Origin of the sequence: uncultured Campylobacter sp. (assembly GCF_905373215.1) — a bacterium.
Taxonomy (GTDB): Bacteria; Campylobacterota; Campylobacteria; order Campylobacterales; family Campylobacteraceae; genus Campylobacter_B.
Genome location: NZ_CAJPRT010000005.1, coordinates 39,792 through 54,416 on the forward strand (window position 1 = coordinate 39,792; position 14,625 = coordinate 54,416).

General features: G+C 49.0%; 15 protein-coding genes. 13 read left to right on the forward strand and 2 right to left on the reverse strand.

What is annotated here, in order from left to right; genetic code table 11:
- Window position 1: 1 nt before the first annotated feature.
- Both QZ176_RS03740 and QZ176_RS03745 read left to right on the forward strand, forming a co-directional pair.
- Window positions 2-766 (forward strand): ribonuclease domain-containing protein, encoded by a 765-nt coding sequence (locus tag QZ176_RS03740; protein WP_295151343.1) that lies wholly within the window; start codon window positions 2-4, stop codon window positions 764-766.
- The gene (locus QZ176_RS03745) at window positions 763-1,044 is read left to right on the forward strand and encodes a barstar family protein (RefSeq protein WP_295151344.1); all 282 of its coding nucleotides are present in this window, start codon (window positions 763-765) and stop codon (window positions 1,042-1,044) included. Before QZ176_RS03740 ends, QZ176_RS03745 begins: the two co-directional genes overlap by 4 nt.
- Before the next feature lie 101 nt (window positions 1,045-1,145).
- On the opposite strand, the gene QZ176_RS03750 is transcribed toward QZ176_RS03745, so the two are convergent.
- Both QZ176_RS03750 and QZ176_RS03755 read right to left on the reverse strand, forming a co-directional pair.
- Window positions 1,146-1,589: a hypothetical protein gene (locus QZ176_RS03750; RefSeq protein WP_295151345.1), complete on the reverse strand. Its 444-nt coding sequence runs from the start codon at window positions 1,587-1,589 to the stop codon at window positions 1,146-1,148.
- 375 nt (window positions 1,590-1,964) lie between these two features.
- The gene (locus tag QZ176_RS03755; protein ID WP_295151346.1) at window positions 1,965-2,342 is read right to left on the reverse strand and encodes a hypothetical protein; all 378 of its coding nucleotides are present in this window, start codon (window positions 2,340-2,342) and stop codon (window positions 1,965-1,967) included.
- Between the two features lie 137 nt (window positions 2,343-2,479).
- Between QZ176_RS03755 and gap the strand changes: the two genes are divergently transcribed.
- The 11 genes from gap (at window position 2,480) to QZ176_RS03810 (ending at window position 14,625) form a co-directional block, all read left to right on the forward strand.
- On the forward strand, window positions 2,480-3,484 hold the full coding sequence (gene gap / locus QZ176_RS03760) for a type I glyceraldehyde-3-phosphate dehydrogenase (RefSeq protein WP_291938027.1): 1,005 nt from the start codon (window positions 2,480-2,482) through the stop codon (window positions 3,482-3,484).
- Between the two features lies 1 nt (window position 3,485).
- Window positions 3,486-4,697 carry a phosphoglycerate kinase gene (locus QZ176_RS03765; protein ID WP_295151347.1) on the forward strand — a complete coding sequence of 404 codons (1,212 nt, stop codon included), beginning with the start codon at window positions 3,486-3,488 and terminating at the stop codon, window positions 4,695-4,697.
- Window positions 4,694-5,407 carry a triose-phosphate isomerase gene (locus QZ176_RS03770; protein ID WP_295151348.1) on the forward strand — a complete coding sequence of 238 codons (714 nt, stop codon included), beginning with the start codon at window positions 4,694-4,696 and terminating at the stop codon, window positions 5,405-5,407. The genes QZ176_RS03765 and QZ176_RS03770 overlap by 4 nt, the downstream gene beginning before the upstream one ends.
- 289 nt (window positions 5,408-5,696) lie before the next feature.
- The gene (gene fabI / locus QZ176_RS03775; RefSeq protein ID WP_295151349.1) at window positions 5,697-6,524 is read left to right on the forward strand and encodes an enoyl-ACP reductase FabI; all 828 of its coding nucleotides are present in this window, start codon (window positions 5,697-5,699) and stop codon (window positions 6,522-6,524) included.
- Window positions 6,525-6,547: 23 nt separating this feature from the next.
- Entirely contained in the window at window positions 6,548-6,892 is a 345-nt protein-coding gene (locus tag QZ176_RS03780) for a hypothetical protein (protein WP_295151350.1), read from the forward strand.
- Window positions 6,893-7,146: 254 nt separating this feature from the next.
- A complete protein-coding gene (locus tag QZ176_RS03785; RefSeq protein ID WP_295151351.1) occupies window positions 7,147-8,442 on the forward strand; it encodes a 3'-5' exonuclease in 1,296 nt (431 codons plus the stop codon).
- The gene (locus QZ176_RS03790; RefSeq protein WP_295151352.1) at window positions 8,432-9,286 is read left to right on the forward strand and encodes a DNA ligase; all 855 of its coding nucleotides are present in this window, start codon (window positions 8,432-8,434) and stop codon (window positions 9,284-9,286) included. The genes QZ176_RS03785 and QZ176_RS03790 overlap by 11 nt, the downstream gene beginning before the upstream one ends.
- Before the next feature lie 52 nt (window positions 9,287-9,338).
- Complete coding sequence (gene galE, locus QZ176_RS03795) at window positions 9,339-10,328, forward strand: UDP-glucose 4-epimerase GalE (protein ID WP_295151353.1); 990 nt, start codon at window positions 9,339-9,341, stop codon at window positions 10,326-10,328.
- Window positions 10,329-10,409: 81 nt separating this feature from the next.
- On the forward strand, window positions 10,410-11,948 hold the full coding sequence (locus QZ176_RS03800) for an oligosaccharide flippase family protein (RefSeq protein WP_295151354.1): 1,539 nt from the start codon (window positions 10,410-10,412) through the stop codon (window positions 11,946-11,948).
- Window positions 11,945-13,567 (forward strand): Coenzyme F420 hydrogenase/dehydrogenase, beta subunit C-terminal domain, encoded by a 1,623-nt coding sequence (locus QZ176_RS03805; RefSeq protein ID WP_295151355.1) that lies wholly within the window; start codon window positions 11,945-11,947, stop codon window positions 13,565-13,567. The genes QZ176_RS03800 and QZ176_RS03805 overlap by 4 nt, the downstream gene beginning before the upstream one ends.
- A complete protein-coding gene (locus tag QZ176_RS03810; protein WP_295151356.1) occupies window positions 13,564-14,625 on the forward strand; it encodes a polysaccharide pyruvyl transferase family protein in 1,062 nt (353 codons plus the stop codon). The genes QZ176_RS03805 and QZ176_RS03810 overlap by 4 nt, the downstream gene beginning before the upstream one ends.

Consider the following 14,625-nt stretch of genomic DNA (forward strand, 5'->3'; position numbering starts at 1 on the left):
AGTGGCAAAAAAGCTGATCCCGCTCGCAATTTTCGCAGCACTTCTTTTGGTGCTAAATTTGATCTCCAATTCGCGCAGTCCTACGACTAAAGATGAGCGGATTTTTACCTCCAAAACCCTGGATGCTGCGTCGCGTAAAAGCGGCGTGCAAAATTCTGCAAGCAGCACCGATCGTAAGATTTCAAGCTCACAAAATCCTGCAAGTGGCGCCGGCGCAAAAGATGAGAGCGGTGAAAAGGGCGCATATAGCACGAATATAGACGGCGCAAGAAGCGCAGACGGCGGAGCAGATCTAGGAGATTTAAAATCTCATCCGCGAGAAAACGAGCCCGCCGTGACAAATCCTAAAAATGAAGCGGACGTCCACAGGCGGCGTAGCGCAGATTATGAAGCTTCGCAATCTCAAAATCCTGCCGCAAATTCTAAAAATCAGCTCGCGGATGAGCCCTGCATAAACAGGGAGTGCGTGAGCGCTCATATCCGCCATACGGGCTCTTTGCCGCGAAATTTCATCACGAAAAAGCAGGCCGGCGAGCTTGGCTGGCAGGGCGGCGATCTGTGGCAATACGCGCGCGGCAAGAGCATCGGCGGCGATCGCTTCGGCAATTTCGAGCGCAGGCTGCCTGATAAAAAGGGGCGGATCTGGCGCGAGTGCGACATCGAGTATCGCGGCGGCCCGCGCGGCACGAAGCGGCTGATATTTTCAAACGACGGGCTGATCTTCTACACCGCCGATCATTACGAAAGCTTCGAGCGCGTGCAATGAGTTTAAATTTTAAAACGCGCAGCGCCGCAAAGATCATCATCGACGGCGCAAAGATTAGGCGCAAAGATCAAATTTTCGCGCTGTTTGCCGCAGCGCTAAATTTCAAGCCCGAATACGTCGCAAATTTAGACGCGCTCTACGACGCGCTGGGCGAGCGAGGCGGGCAAGTTTTCGTGATCATCAAAAGGGGTGGAATTTTAAAGCTAAGGCTGGGTAAATTTTATGATATTTTGCTGGAAGTTTTGCGCAGCGGCAAGGCGAAAATTTTAATCTTATGAGCTTGCGCGGCAGCCATTCCGCTTTAAAGCTAAATTTTGCCGAGGCAAAGATAGGTTTGTTTCGGCGCAGTTTCGAGCGTGCCGTTAAATTTTGCCGAATTTTAGAGTTTATTAAAAGAGGCAATTTTAGAAATTTCGCTCACAAAGCTCACGCGGTCAAATTTAAACTCAAGCCCATACTGCCAATCTCTGCGGCGCGGGTTTGTAAAGTCGTATAGCTTAACCGTCTCCGTTTCAAATTTAATCCTGAGCGCGAGATACCAGCAATCCCAGATCCCGCACGGACAGCCCAGTAGTACGACGTCCCGCTCATCTTGCGCCAGATCAGCCTCAAGCGCCGTGCGTAAAAATAGCTCCTCAAAATCGATCAAACTTAAGTAGGCGTAGCCTCCTGCAATACTAGCTTGCCCCTTTTGTGCCGCAAAGCTTCGCTCGCGCTGCCTAATCAGCTCAAGCAGGGGCTTATCGTTTATCGTAACGACGACTTCGGTAAGGCCCTCGCCGTTCATTTCGTAATCGTTTGGGTAAAATTTAATACTATCCATGCGGCAATCTCGCTAAATAATCTGTTTTGCGCCGTATTTGCACCGGTCTGCTAAAATTTTGTCGCAGTTTAGCGAATTTGAAGTGAAATTCGGTTGAAAATCAAAAATTCGCTGGTAAAGCACAAAGAGAATGGAGATTTTGTAAAATTTAGGGATTTCGGGCTTGCGGAGCTTGCTTTCGGTGAGCGCAAGCTTAAATTCACAAAAAAGTTCAATTTGCATAGATGAAAGAAGCGAAAATAAAAGGTTAAATTTCATCGCAGATCAAAGAGATCGAAACAAGAGTTAAATTTTACGGATAAAGAAGTCGAAATTAGAAACGAGGGGTTAAATTTAATTCGCTTTTGCGGGCGCTTAAATTTAACCCCGCCGCGGCTACATCATTTCGCCGCTTTTGTGCTCGTGCTCGGTGTAGGTTACCGGAATATCCTTCTTGCCTTTGCCCGGCGTATACACTCCCTCTCCGCGTTTGAAAAGAAGCTCGATGCCTTCGTTGTTCGTAAGCATTATGCCGCTTGCGGAAGCCGCGCGTTTAAGATTATGCTTTTTGCCTTTTTCGTCGGTTAACACGCCCGTTGCAAACATATCGTTCGAGCTAAGGCTGATGCGCTTATCTCCGGTATCTCCGAGTAGAAATACGATAGTGTGCGCTACAGACTCTTGCTTTTGCTGCGGAGCCGTATCGGCCTTAGGTTGGTTGCATCCGCTTAAAATCGCGATTGCCGCTAATGACGAGAATACAATTCGTCTCATTTTTTCTCCTTTAAAAAAAGTTCGCGAATTATATAGCCAAAAAGTAAATCCTAGATTTCGCGACTTTTTATTTAATCAAAGATTAACCCAAATTTAGTAAAATTCCAGCTGAAAACATCCCAAATAAGGAGAACCTTATGGCAGTAAAAATCGCAATTAACGGCTTTGGAAGGATCGGTAGGTGCGCGGCTAGAATTGCGCTAAGCAGGGACGATGTAGAGCTTGTGGCGATCAACGATACCGCTAAGCGCGAGCTTACGAGATATCTGCTTCAATACGACACCGTTCACGGCGAGTTTCGTAAAAAAGTAGAAATTCTAAGCGACGAATGCATAGCCGTAGACGGCAAAAAGATCCGCGTCTATTCCACCAGAGAGCCTGCGGAGCTTGATTTTGCGGGCGATGGTGCAGAAGCTGTGCTTGAATGTACTGGTGCGTTTTTAACGAGCGAAAAATGCAAGCCGTTCATAGATAACGGTATCGGCGTAGTCGTAATGAGCGCGCCTGCCAAGGATGATACGCCTACTTTTGTAATCGGCGTTAATGAGGGCGCTTATGCAGGACAGCGTGTCATCTCAAACGCTAGCTGCACCACTAACGGCCTGGCTCCGATTGCAAAAATTTTAGACGATGAACTTGGTATCGAAAAGGGTCTTATGACGACGATCCATGCCTATACACATGGACAGAGCCTAGTTGATGTAAAAGCTAAGGACTTTCGCCGTTCACGCGCTGCAGCTCTTAATATCGCTCCGACTACGACGGGCGCGGCAAAAGCGATTAGTAAGGTACTTCCTCAGCTAAGCGGTAAGATGCACGGACAATCTGTGCGCGTGCCGGTGGCTAACGTATCGATGGTTGATCTAACGGTGCTAACGCGCAAGCAGACGAGCGCCGAGGAGCTAAATGAAATTTTCCGTCGCTATGCTGCTAAAGAGATGAAAGGAATTTTGCTCGTAGACGACGATAGCCGCGTCAGCAGCGATTTTTGTACTTCAGAATACTCCAGCATAGTAGCTAGCGACTGCACGCAGGTAATTGACGGCAATCTGATAAAAGTGATGAGCTGGTATGACAACGAGTGGGGATATAGTGAGCGCCTCATCGATTTGGCCCTATATGCGGCAAAAAGAAGGAAATAAGATGGGCGAAATTCTTTCGATTAAAGATTTGAAATTTAAAGACGGCGCGCGCGTTTTTATCAGGTGCGATTTTAACGTGCCGATGGATGAGTTTTGCAATATTACGGACGATCGTCGCATTCGTTCGTCTATCCCTACGATTAAATATTGCTTAGACGAGGGCTGCGCGGTAATTTTAGCCAGTCATTTAGGGCGCCCGAAAAACGGATACGAAGAAAGACTTAGCCTAAAACCTGTGGTAAAGAGGCTATCTAGGCTTTTGGAGCGCGAGATAAAATTTGTCTCCGATGTCGCGGGTGAGGAAGCCGTAGCTGCGGTAAATTCGCTTAAAAAGGGCGAAGTGCTTTTGCTAGATAATCTGCGATTTGAAAAGGGCGAGAGCAAAAATGACGAAGCTTTAGCTAAGAGGCTTGCGAGCTACGCGGAATTTTATATCAACGACGCTTTTGGTGTATGCCACCGCGCGCATGCTTCGGTAGAAGCGATTACGAAATTCTACGATGAGGCGCACAAGGCGGCGGGATTTTTGCTGCTAAAAGAGATAAAATTTGCTAAAGACCTTATTAAAGATCCTGCGCGTCCTTTCGTAGCCGTAACGGGCGGCAGCAAAGTAAGCGGCAAGCTTCAGGCGCTTAAAAATTTACTTCCTAAAGTCGATAAGCTCATCATCGGCGGCGGCATGGCGTTTACGTTTTTAAAAGCCGTCGGATATGACATCGGCAAATCTTTGCTCGAAGAGGATCTAATCGAGGAAGCAAAAAATATTCTCCGCAATGCTCGCGAGCTTGGGGTTAAAATTTATATCCCCGTCGATGCCGTCGCAGCTCCGCAATGCTCGCAAGATGCCGTTACAAAAAAGGTTACCGTCCAAGAAATTCCAAGCGATTGGATGGGGCTAGATATCGGACCTGCGACCGTAGCGCTTTTTAAAGAAGCCCTAGACGATGCACAAACGATCTGGTGGAACGGACCGATGGGAGTTTTTGAGATCGATAAATTCGCTCGTGGCAGCCTGCATATATCGCACGCGATCGCAGATAGCGACGCCACGACCGTAGTGGGCGGCGGCGATACTGCAGATGTCGTCGAACGCGCGGGCAACGCTGATGATATGACTTTTATTTCCACCGGAGGCGGTGCGAGCTTAGAACTCATCGAAGGCAAGGAGCTGCCGGGCGTGCGAGTGCTTACTGCTAAAACGGAGCTGCGATGATACTGGCGGCGAATCTTAAATGTAACCATACCCGTGCTAGCTTTGAGCAGTACGCTAAAGCTTTAGATGAAGGCTTAGCGGGCGGAATTTCGCGCGAGAATGAAATTTTAGTTTTTCCTCCCGCTAGCGCATTTTGCGCGAAAGTGAAAAATTTCACCCAAGGCGCGCAAAATTTCTATCCTGCCGCGCACGGCAGCTTTACAGGCGAGATCGGCGGCGATATGCTGGCGGAATTTGATATCAAAACCGTTCTTATCGGACACAGCGAGCGGCGCGTTATTTTGGGCGAGAGCGCGGAGCTGATAAAAGAAAAATTCAGTTTTGCCGCAGCACGCGGCTGGTGCATCGTCTTTTGCGTCGGCGAGGACGAGGCGGCATTCGCGCAAGATCGCAGCGAGGATTTTGTAGCAGCACAGCTTGAGGGTATCGATCTGAAATATCCGAGCTTAGTGCTAGCCTACGAGCCCGTCTGGGCGATCGGTACAGGCAGAAGCGCGCAGTGCGAGCAGATCGAAATAATGCTGAAGTTTTTACGCGCTAAAAGCTCCGCGCCACTGCTTTACGGAGGCAGTGTAAATGCGGAAAATATCGCAAAAATTTGCGCGATAAGAGGTTGCGACGGGGTGCTAGTGGGGACGGCGAGCTGGGACGCCTCTAGCTTTTTGGAACTTATACGCGTCGTCTCGCATCGCTATACTTCGTTGCCTTAAAATTTTGCTCGGTCATTACCTAATAGGGTAACTCCCGTCGCAAAATTTTAAGTCGCCTAGTCTAGCTTCGCGATACTGCCGCTATCAAATTGCATTTAAAATTTGGCATTTCGCGAGATTTTGCGAATTTTAATTTGTAAAATTTTAAGTCAAATTGCGAAGGATTTTTCGCTTAGTCAAGGCAAAATTTAAAAAATAAGCGGAGCGAACATATGGTTCGTGAGCATTATTTTTTAAATTTTAACGCAGAATAAGTAGAAAAAGCCAAGCAAATTTTAAAGGAGAAATAATGATTTTAAAAGGAAAAAAGGGCCTCATCGTCGGCGTCGCTAACGCCAAATCTATCGCTTACGGTATCGCCGAAGCTTGTCACGCCCAGGGTGCGCAGATGGCGTTTACCTACCTAAACGACGCGCTAAAAAAACGCGTAGAGCCGATCGCGGAGGAGTTTGGGAGCAAATTCGTCTATGAGCTCGACGTAAACAATCCTGCCCACTTGGACGGGCTTGCGGATCGTATCAAAGCAGATCTAGGCGAGATAGATTTCGTCGTGCATGCCGTGGCCTATGCGCCAAAAGAAGCACTTGAGGGTGAGTTTGTGAATACTACAAAAGAAGCCTTTGATATCGCGATGGGCACGAGCGTGTACTCGCTACTGAGCCTTACTCGCGCGGTGCTGCCGGTGCTAAAAGAGGGCGGCTCGGTGCTTACGCTCACATATCTTGGCGGACCAAAATTCGTGCCTCACTACAACGTTATGGGCGTCGCAAAAGCAGCTCTTGAAAGCTCAGTTCGCTACCTAGCACACGATCTTGGTGCGCGCGGCATCCGCGTAAACGCTATCAGCGCGGGCCCTATCAAGACGCTTGCTGCAAGCGGAATAGGCGACTTTAGGATGATTTTGCGCTACAACGAGATCAACGCGCCGCTCAAACGCAACGTCACGACGCAAGACATCGGCAAAAGCGCTATGTATCTGCTTAGCGACCTTGCTAGCGGCGTGACGGGCGAGGTGCACTACGTCGACTGCGGCTACAACATCATGGGCATGTGCGACGTGGCTACCGACGCCGATGGTAAGACGATCCTTGCGTGGGATGCGGCTAAGGCCGAATAAGCGGCGTGCAAAAAGGGCAAAATTTGACACGCACGGTATATTACGAGGCTAGGCACAAAGCTATAGCAGAAGGCGGCGTAGAGGGCATTGTCGCCGTTTTGCGAGGTGATGACGAGGCCGAGAAAGCCTCGCTTCTGTTGTGTCTAGATTATTACCTTGATCCCTACTATGGCTGCACGCTGGCGCATGAGAGCGAAATTTTCGCCCTTTTGCAGGAGCTGCTTCTTACCGAGCGCTCGCAAGCTATCAGAGACGATATTTTGCAGCTTCTGGGCGATTACTGCGGCGATTTTAGCGTGCTGCGAAGCAGGATTTGTGAGGCGTCCGGCGAGCTTTTGCCCGATATCAAGCGCTTGATCGAAAGATAAATTTAACGACCGGCGCACTTTCGTGCATGGTAATTGCGTCGCGGCGAGCGGTAGCGAAATTTGCCGTGCCTCCGCATACGCCCCTCTTTGTTGCGAAAATGCGGCAGCGTAAAATTTTAAGATTGGAAGCGGCGATGAGAACCTCGGATGAGCGAGGAGCTCTATTAGGCGCGTACCTAAAAACGGCATGGAGATAGAGGATTATTTCAGAGCCGTTTTTGAAAAAGCGATAAAAGCCGCCAGGAAGGAGCTTAATGAAAAAGGATTATATCTGCGTATTCGACTGCGAGACGATCCCAGACGTAGCGGCGCTGGTGCGGGTGCTGGATGAGGACGCGATCGCGGACTGCTTCGAGCCTTTCGATAAAAAAAGCTTCGCAAAGTTTCTTGACGCGCAGCTCTCGCAAAAGATCGGCGGCGAGAAGCAAAACGCGTCTTTAAATTTTGCTGTAAATTCGGCGGAGCAGAATTTTAAAATAGAAAATTCCGAGCAAAATTCCGCTGAAAATCCAACGCAGGGAAATTTTACGAGCGAAAATTTCATTCCGCAAAATACTGCGCCCAAAAATTCCGCATCGCTAAATTTAACCTACGACGATACCGCGCCTCAAAGCTCCGCAGCACAGTGCGTCGCGGTAGAAAATTCCGCGCTCCGAAGCCCTGCGCCTCAGAATTTCGCGGCGGAAAGCTCTACGTCTCGAAGCTCTGCATCCGAAAGCTCAAAGAGCGAAAATCTCGCTTTAAATTCTACGCAAGATCTCGCGTTAAATTTTAAAATTTACGGCGAGCAGCCGATCTTTAACGCAGATAAAAGCAAAATTTTAAACCACAAATTGCTCTCGCTTAGGGCGATGGAGATTTTCAAAGAAAAAACCGGCAGCGAATTCCTACCCGTCTGCTTCCACCGCGTAGTTAGCATTAGCGCCGTGATGGCGGACGGATTCGGCAGATTTTTGCGCGTCTCGACGCTTGATGGCGAGAACGAGCGCGATAAAATCTCAAAATTCCTAGCCTTCATCGAGGATTTTAATCCGCGGCTCGTGAGCTTCAACGGGCGCGGATTCGATCTGCCGATGATTATGGCGCGCGCGATGTGCTACGATCTAAGCGCCGCGGCGTATTTTGAGACGAACGATCGCGATAACAACAAGAGCAAATGGGAGAACTACCGCAGCCGCTACGACGGGCGGTTTCATCTGGACTTGCTCGATCACATCAGCGATTTTGGCGCCGTGCGCGGGCTCAAGCTCGATCATACCTGCGCTAGCGTGGGCCTTCCCGGCAAATACGACGTGCACGGAGATCAGGTCCTGCAGCTGTATTACGGCGGCGAGCAGGCCAAGATCGACGAGTACTGCAGATCCGACGTGCTCAACACCTACTGGCTGTTTTTGAAATACGAGCTTTTGCGCGGCAAGATCACCAAGGACGACTATCTGAATTATATCGCGGTGATGGGCGAATTTTTGCAAAAAGAGTGCGCGGGCATGAGCTACACGCCCGTTTTTTGCGACTTTATAGAAAGGGAGTTGGCGGCATATGCGAAGTGAAATTTTTAAAATTTTAAAAGGCGCGGTTTTGGGTGCGCTGTTTTTGCTCTGCGGCGCGGTCGCGGATGAGGCTAAATTTAAACCGATGCTGCTTAAAGAATACGTTCCGGGCATGAATATCACGGGCTGGGTGATTAGCGAGAAGCTAGACGGCGTGCGCGCGATCTGGGACGGCAAAAATCTGCGCTCCAGGCGCGGCAAGATTATAAACGCTCCTGAGGGCTGGAGCGCGGGCTTTCCGCCGTTTTTCGTCGACGGCGAGCTATACACGGCGCGCGGAGAGTTTGAACAGCTCGTTTCGATCGTCTCTTCTAGCGTGCCCGATGAGCGCTGGAGCAGGGTGAAATTTTACGCGTTTGACCTGCCGAAGGAGCAGAAAAACCTAAGCGCGAAGATGGAAATTTTAAGAAATTTTATCGCCTCAAGCGGCGCGCAAAATTTACTCATCGTGCAGCAAACTCCGGTAAGCACGCACGCCGATGTGCAGGCGTATTTTGATCGCGTCATCGCCGCTGGCGGCGAGGGGGTCGTGCTGCGCGATCCAAACGCGCTTTATGAAAGTGGGCGCAGCGATAAAATTTTAAAATACAAAAAGACGCACGATAGCGATTGCAAGGTCGTAAAAATCAACCCCGGCTACGGCAAAAACGAGGGCAAGATGGGCTCACTTAGCTGCGTGGATCTACGTAGCGGAGCGAAATTTAAAGTAGGTTCGGGCTTTAGCGACGAAATGCGGGCAAATCCGCCTAAGGTGGGCACGATCATCACCTATCAATACCAAAACCTAACCCGCGAGAAAAAGCCGCGCTTCCCCGTATTTTTGCGCGTGCGACCAGCGATTTAATCTAAGGGGCTATAATCGCGTACTTTGATAAATTTGATCCGAAGGAGAATAGATGAAAATTTTAATTACAGGCGGCGCGGGATACATCGGTAGCCATGTCGCAAAGGCGCTTTTAGAAGCAAACCGCCACGACGTCGTCATACTGGATAATCTTTGCAAGGGCTCGATGCGAGCGATCGAGGCGCTTCGCAACGCGGGCGAGTTTGAGTTCGTACAAGAGAGCCTAGAAAACACCCCCGCAATCGAGAAGCTTTTTAAGCGCGAGAAGTTTGACGCGATCATTCACTTTGCGGCGTTTATCGAGGTTTTTGAAAGCACGCAAAATCCGCTAAAATACTACCTAAACAACACCGCCAACGCGATGAATTTAATCGCGCTTGCGAACAAATACGGCGTGAAAGACTTTATCTTTAGCTCCACTGCGGCGACCTACGGCGAGCCCGACATCCCGCAAGTAAGCGAAGAAACTCCGCAAAATCCGATCAATCCGTACGGTAGAAGCAAACTGATGGTCGAGTGGGTGCTAAAAGACGCGGCAGCGGCAAATCCAAATTTTAAATATGGAATTTTGCGCTACTTCAACGTTGCAGGGGCCGCAAGCGACGGCACGATCGGGCAAAACTACCCGAACGCGACGCATCTAATTAAGGTTGCAACCCAAACGATCGTCGGCAAGCGCGATAAGATGAGCATTTTTGGCGATGATTACGATACCAAGGACGGCACCTGCATACGCGACTACATCCACGTAGAGGACCTCGCAAGCGCGCATCTGGCGGTGCTTGATTATCTGCAAAGCGGTGAGAGCGCGGTCTTTAACGTAGGCTACGGCACGGGCTTTAGCGTAAAAGAGGTCGTCAATGAAGCTAAAAAAGTAAGCGGCGTGGATTTTAAAGTGGAGATCGCTTCACGTAGAGCTGGCGATCCTGCCTGCCTCATTTCAAACGCCGATAAAATTCGCACCAAAACCTCTTGGCATCCCGAGCACGAGAGCTTGGATGAGATCATCCTAAGCGCGCTTAATTGGGAAAAGAAGCTCTAGGTTCTAGCGTGAAAGTGCGATTTGAAATTTTAAAATTTTACTCCGCCGCGTTTAATCGCGGCGAGCAAAAGGAAGCCTTGTTTGCTTAAAATTCTAAACGCCCCCGAAGCCGCGCAGCGTAAGCTCGGCGTCGTGCTATCGTATGTGAATATCTTTGTTTCTACGATACTTACTTTGGTTTATACGCCGTTTTTCCTGCGGGCGCTGGGGCAGAGCGAGTTTGGGCTATATTCTTTAGCGAGTAGCGTTATCGGCTATTTGGCGATTTTGGATTTGGGTTTCGGCAATGCCGTGACGGTCTATACCGCCAAATACGCCTCAAGCGGCGAAGTGGAGCGCATGCATAAGCTGCACGGAACGATCTTTAGTGTGTATCTGGTAATGAGCGCGGTGATCGTGATTGCAGGAGCTGCGCTGCTAGCTAATCTGCACGCGATTTTTGGCGCTAAGCTAAGCGCTAATGAGATGGGCGAAATTCGCATTATGCTAATGCTGCTAACTGCGAATTTAGCGATTAGCTTTCCTTTTAGCATCTATTCGTCGATCCTTACGGCGCATGAGAATTTCGTATTTATCAAGCTAGTTGGGATCTTTCGCACGATCGCTCTGCCGCTAGCTGCGGTGCCTGCGCTACTTTTGGGATATAAGGCTATCGCGATCGTAATCATCGCTACGGCGGTAAATTTAATCTGCGTCGCGGCAGATTTCATCTACTGCAAGCGCAAAGTCTCGCCCGTGATAAGCGTGCGAAATTTCGATGCCTCCACGCTTAAGCAAATTTTTGGCTACTCATTTTTTATATTTTTAGGAATCGTAGTCGATCAGGTAAACTGGAATGTCGATAATTTTATCTTAGGCGCTGTAGCAGGCGCTACGGCGGTCTCCACGTATGCCGTAGCAAGCACGATAAATGCCACTTTCGTCACGCTTTCGCTCACCATTAGCGGCGTGATGCTTCCTAAAATCGCCAAAATGGTCTCTGCAAACTCCACCGATTCCGAGCTTAGCGCGGAATTTATCAAAATAGGCAGGCTACAATTTTACGTGATATTTTTTATCGCGTCGCTTTTGGTGATTTTTGGACGGGAGTTTATCGTGCTATGGGCTGGCGCAAATTATGAAATTTCATACGCAATCGCGCTTATTTTGGTGCTTCCAGTAAGCGTGCCGTTGATTCAAAATTTAGGCCTAGCCGTGCTTCAGGCAAAAAACAAAGTCAAATTTCGCTCAATCGCCGCGTTTTGCGTCACGCTCGTAAATATCGCTATTTCTATTCCGCTAGCTAAGGCTTACGGTGGCGTGGGCGCTGCGTGCGGCACGGCTTTTGCTATCACCTTGCTAAATATCTGCGTGATGAATATCTACTATGCTCGTGTAATCGGACTTGACATCGCTAAATTTTGGCGAAATATCGGCGCGATGGTAGTAAAATTTGCTCCCGCAATCGCAGTAAGCCTAGTGGTAAATTACGCATTAGGCTTACATGGAGTGAGCTTTTTGCTAATTTGCGGCGGGCTTTATTCGGCTATGTTTGTGCTAAGCGCATATTTTTGGGCGATGAACGATTACGAACGCGCGATTTTTGGTGGCATTGCAGCTAAGATAAGGAGGCGGGCTTGAGCTTCAATGTAATTAGCGAAGTAGTTACGAAAGACCGCTGTATCGGCTGCGGCGTCTGCGCGAGCAGCTGCCCTTTTAGCGTGCTAAAAATGCGGCTTGGAGGCAATGGATTTTACGCGCCCGAGGAGGGCGAAGGGTGTCGCGACAAATGTGATATCTGCCTAAAAGTCTGCCCGTTTTACGAAAAAGACATGCTTGAAAATGAGCTAAATTTTAAATCATACTCAGAGCTGGAAAGCTTTAGTCCTGATTTTGGCAGGTTTTTAGCCACTTATAAATTTTACAAAAAAGATGAAGCGCAGCGCCTAAGCAGTGCAAGCGGCGGTGCGGGAGATTATATTTTTCGCGAGCTTTTTGCGCGCGGGCTCATTGATTACGCGATTTGTGCCGTGCCTGCGGACGAGGGGGATTTTATAGCCCAAAATCCCAAGCGGGATTTTTCTGCCTGCAATAATTTAGCGCAGCCACAGAATTTGCAAAATTCCGCAACCAAAAATTCCAAGCAGAATTCCGCAATTCCGAATTTAACGCAGAATTTGGCGGATGATGATTCTATAAATTTTACGAGTGCGCAAAATTCCTTTTGCGAAAATTTTACGCAGAATTCTATGCAGAATTTTACAAATGAAAATTTCGCACAGAATCCTAAAGCTTCTTGTAAAAATTCCGTATCAGCACAGAATTTTGCCTGCGAGAATTCTAAAAACACGCGAAATTATGCGGGCGAAAATTCCGTGCCACTATTTAAATTTAGCGTGATAAAAAATGCCGATGAGCTTACTCGTGCGCGCTCGTCCGCTTACTATCCGCTCACGCTTGAAGCAGTGCTAAAGGAGATGTCGCGCCGCGATGGTAGATATGCGATCAGCGCGCTGCCGTGCTTTGCAAAAGCTTTAAGGCTTGCTGCGAGCAAAAATCCGCACCTCAAATCCCGCATAAGCTTTATTATCGGGCTGGTTTGCGGACAGGGCAAGGGTGCTGGCTTTACGCATAAGCTGGCAGATCTTGCGTTTAAAGAGCGTAAGCAGCTCGCGGCGGTTAATTACAGATATAAAATCGCGGGCAAAAGCGCGATGAGCTTTGGTTTTAAATTCCGCGCTGCAGACGGCAGCGAGGCGATAGACGATCGCAGTAGTAGCGCCTTTGCGTACTGGAGTTCGCGCGCTTTTACGCCTCTTGCGTGCAACGCCTGCACTGACGTTTTTGCTAAATGCGCCGACGTCGTGCTGATGGATGCGTGGCTGCAAAGCGAAATGAGCGAGTGGCGCGGCACATCGCTCGTAATTACGCGCGCAGCTCAGATCGACGCGCTATTTTCGCAGCCTACGAAGCAGGCACGCGAGGAGATTTTTTGCGAGCGGATATCCGCAGCGGAGGTGCAGCGCTCGCAGCAAAGCCAGGTGGAGTGCAAAAACGAAATTTTTTACGGCGCGAAAAACCCGCTTAAGCGTTACATCTTGCGCCAGAAGCTTCAGATCCAGCGATATAGCGCTACGCATTTTGATTGTGATGATTTCATCGCTGCTAGGCTTAAAAAAATTGCCGCCGCAAATAAAGTGCTAGCGCTTTTGGCGCTACCAAAGATCGCGGCATATAAAATTTATAGGAAGTTTGCATGAAGATCGGGATTTTTACCCTGCCGCTAGTAAATAATTACGGCGGAATTTTACAAGCTTACGCGCTAAGCCGCGTGCTAGTGGGGCTTGGGCATGAGCCACGTCTCATAAACTTGCGCCTGCAAAGAAGTAAACTATCGATTGCGTATATTAAATTTTTAGTGGCATGCGCGCTTAAAAAGGAGCTTTGCGGCGCGAAATTTAATCCCTCTTACGAGCGCGATACTAGCGAGTTTGTATCGGAAAATATTCCTTCAACCGCGCCTGTTTGCACGCCTGCGGATTTAAAGGCGCTGTGCGAGAAAGAACGCTTTGAAGCGGTGATTTTAGGAAGCGATCAGGTTTTTCGTCCTAGCTATTTTGCGGATTTTGCAGATTGCTTTAGCCTTGGATTTTTGCCGCCTAACTGCACGCGGATCGCCTATGCTGCGAGCTTCGGCGGAGATAGGCTCTGTGGGCTTAAAAATCCCGCAGATTTAAAAGCTCACGCTGCGAATTTGGCTAAATTTAAAGCTATTTCGGTGCGTGAGTGCGATGGTGTAAAGCTTGCACGCGAATGCTTTGGCGTAGATGCGCACTGGGTACTGGATCCTACGCTTTTGGCTAACAAAGAGATTTACGATAAATTTTTAAGCCATGCGCCGCAGCGCAAGGGTTTTGCCTATATCCTAGATCCATCGCCTCGCTCTGAAGCGACGATAGAGCTACTAAAAAAGCAAAGCGGCCTAGAGATAGATGAGGTGAACGACCGCGGCAACCGCATCGGCATAAAAGCGTGGCTAAGCGCTATTGCGGGCGCGGAGTTTGTGCTAACCGACTCATTTCACGGCTGCGTATTTTCTATAATCTTTAATAAGCCGTTTTTTGTGCTCGTTAACGCTAGTCGCGGCGCGTCGCGCTTTAGCTCGCTTTTGGGCTCGTTCGGGCTTGAAGATAGAGCTTTGCAAGATCCCAAAGACGCGCGCTTGAACGCGACTATCGATTGGGATGGCGTAAATGAGGCGTTGCGCCGTAAAAGAGAGGACTCGATGAAATTTTTAAAAACAAGTTTAGGCTCATAA

Bases quoted from the DNA above. Each gene is read 5' to 3' on its own strand.
- QZ176_RS03745 (WP_295151344.1), top strand. From the start codon at position 763: ATGAGTTTAAATTTTAAAACGCGCAGCGCCGCAAAGATCATCATCGAC.
- QZ176_RS03750 (WP_295151345.1), bottom strand. From the start codon at position 1,589: ATGGATAGTATTAAATTTTACCCAAACGATTACGAAATGAACGGCGAG.
- QZ176_RS03755 (WP_295151346.1), bottom strand. From the start codon at position 2,342: ATGAGACGAATTGTATTCTCGTCATTAGCGGCAATCGCGATTTTAAGC.
- gap (WP_291938027.1), top strand. From the start codon at position 2,480: ATGGCAGTAAAAATCGCAATTAACGGCTTTGGAAGGATCGGTAGGTGC.
- QZ176_RS03765 (WP_295151347.1), top strand. From the start codon at position 3,486: ATGGGCGAAATTCTTTCGATTAAAGATTTGAAATTTAAAGACGGCGCG.
- QZ176_RS03770 (WP_295151348.1), top strand. From the start codon at position 4,694: ATGATACTGGCGGCGAATCTTAAATGTAACCATACCCGTGCTAGCTTT.
- fabI (WP_295151349.1), top strand. From the start codon at position 5,697: ATGATTTTAAAAGGAAAAAAGGGCCTCATCGTCGGCGTCGCTAACGCC.
- QZ176_RS03785 (WP_295151351.1), top strand. From the start codon at position 7,147: ATGAAAAAGGATTATATCTGCGTATTCGACTGCGAGACGATCCCAGAC.
- QZ176_RS03790 (WP_295151352.1), top strand. From the start codon at position 8,432: ATGCGAAGTGAAATTTTTAAAATTTTAAAAGGCGCGGTTTTGGGTGCG.
- galE (WP_295151353.1), top strand. From the start codon at position 9,339: ATGAAAATTTTAATTACAGGCGGCGCGGGATACATCGGTAGCCATGTC.
- QZ176_RS03810 (WP_295151356.1), top strand. From the start codon at position 13,564: ATGAAGATCGGGATTTTTACCCTGCCGCTAGTAAATAATTACGGCGGA.